The 2,249-nt window shown below is 58.4% G+C and carries 2 protein-coding genes and 3 pseudogenes; 1 reads left to right on the top strand and 4 read right to left on the bottom strand.

Annotated elements, in window-relative coordinates:
* The 4 genes and pseudogenes from ABT263_RS38710 to nshR form a co-directional block, all read right to left on the bottom strand.
* Positions 1-94: pseudogene (locus tag ABT263_RS38710) on the bottom strand (tRNA (adenosine(37)-N6)-dimethylallyltransferase MiaA); the annotation flags it as partial.
* A gap of 425 nt (positions 95-519) precedes the next feature.
* Positions 520-741: pseudogene (locus ABT263_RS39020) on the bottom strand (phage attachment proteinphage attachment protein, G3P family); the annotation flags it as partial.
* A gap of 56 nt (positions 742-797) precedes the next feature.
* On the bottom strand, positions 798-983 hold the full coding sequence (locus ABT263_RS38700; protein WP_351386733.1) for a major coat protein: 186 nt from the start codon (positions 981-983) through the stop codon (positions 798-800).
* 6 nt (positions 984-989) lie between these two features.
* Positions 990-1,799: an NshR/TsnR family 23S rRNA methyltransferase gene (gene nshR, locus ABT263_RS38695; protein ID WP_059415847.1), complete on the bottom strand. Its 810-nt coding sequence runs from the start codon at positions 1,797-1,799 to the stop codon at positions 990-992.
* Positions 1,800-2,098: 299 nt separating this feature from the next.
* Between nshR and ABT263_RS38690 the strand changes: the two are divergent.
* Positions 2,099-2,197, top strand: a pseudogene (locus tag ABT263_RS38690) (protein kilB); the annotation flags it as partial.
* Positions 2,198-2,249: the final 52 nt, after the last annotated feature.

Below are 2,249 nucleotides of genomic sequence, written 5' to 3'. Positions count from 1 at the left end.
GGTCGATCTCGGCCCGGGCCAGCCGCTGGTACTCGGCGACGCTGGCGGCCTCGGTGACGTCCCAGATGTCCATCAGGTGGTGCGGGACGCCCTCGTCGGGTGTGGTGGTTACGCGCAGCGTGACCGCTACACTTGCCAGCGCCCTAGCGCCCGCTCCTTTCGCTTTCTTCCCTTCCTTTCTCGCCACGTTCGCCGGCTTTCCCCGTCAAGCTCTAAATCGGGGGCTCCCTTTAGGGTTCCGATTTAGTGCTTTACGGCACCTCGACCCCAAAAAACTTGATTAGGGTGATGGTTCACGTAGTGGGCCATCGCCCTGATAGACGGTTTTTCGCCCTTTGACGTTGGAGTCCACGTTCTTTAATAGTGGACTCTTGTTCCAAACTGGAACAACACTCAACCCTATCTCGGTCTATTCTTTTGATTTATAAGGGATTTTGCCGATTTCGGCCTATTGGTTAAAAAATGAGCTGATTTAACAAAAATTTAACGCGAATTTTAACAAAATATTAACGCTTACAATTTCCATTCGCCATTCAGGCTGCGCAACTGTTGGGAAGGGCGATCGGTGCGGGCCTCTTCGCTATTACGCCAGAGCTTGGCCGGATCTAAAGTTTTGTCGTCTTTCCAGACGTTAGTAAATGAATTTTCTGTATGAGGTTTTGCTAAACAACTTTCAACAGTTTCAGCGGAGTGAGAATAGAAAGGAACAACTAAAGGAATTGCGAATAATAATTTTTTCACGTTGAAAATCTCCAAAAAAAAAGGCTCCAAAAGGAGCCTTTAATTGTATCGGTTTATCAGCTTGCTTTCGAGGTGAATTTCTTAAACAGCTTGATACCGATAGTTGCGCCGACAATGACAACAACCATCGCCCACGCATAACCGATATATTCGGTCGCTGAGGCTTGCAGGGAGTCAAAGGCCGCTTTTGCGGGATCATCACTGACGAATCGAGGTCGAGGAACCGAGCGTCCGAGGAACAGAGGCGCTTATCGGTTGGCCGCGAGATTCCTGTCGATCCTCTCGTGCAGCGCGATTCCGAGGGAAACGGAAACGTTGAGAGACTCGGTCTGGCTCATCATGGGGATGGAAACCGAGGCGGAAGACGCCTCCTCGAACAGGTCGGAAGGCCCACCCTTTTCGCTGCCGAACAGCAAGGCCAGCCGATCCGGATTGTCCCCGAGTTCCTTCACGGAAATGTCGCCATCCGCCTTGAGCGTCATCAGCTGCATACCGCTGTCCCGAATGAAGGCGATGGCCTCCTCGCGACCGGAGAGAACGACGGGAAGGGAGAAGACGTAACCTCGGCTGGCCCTTTGGAGACGCCGGTCCGCGATGCTGGTGATGTCACTGTCGACCAGGATGATCCCCGACGCTCCGAGCGCGAGCGACGTGCGTACTATCGCGCCGATGTTCCCGACGATCTTCACCCCGTCGAGAACGACGACGTCCCCACGCCGGCTCGCGATATCGCCGAACCTGGCCGGGCGAGGGACGCGGGCGATGCCGAATGTCTTGGCCTTCCGCTCCCCCTTGAACAACTGGTTGACGATCGAGGAGTCGATGAGGCGGACCGGTATGTTCTGCCGCCCGCACAGATCCAGCAACTCAGATGGAAAAGGACTGCTGTCGCTGCCGTAGACCTCGATGAACTCCACCCCGGCCGCGATGCTGTGCATGAGGGGCTCGACGTCCTCGATCAACGTTGTCTTTATGTTGGATCGCGACGGCTTGGTGACATCGATGATCCGCTGCACCGCGGGATCGGACGGATTTGCGATGGTGTCCAACTCAGTCATGGTCGTCCTACCGGCTGCTGTGTTCAGTGACGCGATTCCTGGGGTGTGACACCCTACGCGACGATGGCGGATGGCTGCCCTGACCGGCAATCACCAACGCAAGGGGAAGTCGTCGCTCTCTGGCAAAGCTCCCCGCTCTTCCCCGTCCGGGACCCGCGCGGTCGATCCCCGCATATATGAAGTATTCGCCTTGATCAGTCCCGGTGGACGCGCCAGCGGCCCGCCGGAGCGACGGACTCCCCGACCTCGATCGTGTCGCCCTGAGCGTCCACGTAGACGTTGCGTGAGAGCAGGACTGGGCCGCCGCCGACCGCACCGCCCTCACCACCGACCGCGACCGCGCCATGGCCGCCGCCGACGGCCTGGTCGCCGCCGCCGCCCGCCGGTTCGGCGCCTGACCCGACCAACCCCCGCGGGGGGGGGGGCCCGGGGGGGGGGGGGGGGGGGGGG

The sequence above is a fragment of the Kitasatospora sp. NPDC001603 genome, from assembly GCF_040298365.1.
In the GTDB taxonomy this organism is placed as follows: domain Bacteria; phylum Actinomycetota; class Actinomycetes; order Streptomycetales; family Streptomycetaceae; genus Kitasatospora.
Note: the sequence above shows the minus strand (reverse complement) of the source record. Positions and strands in the feature narration are given on the sequence as shown.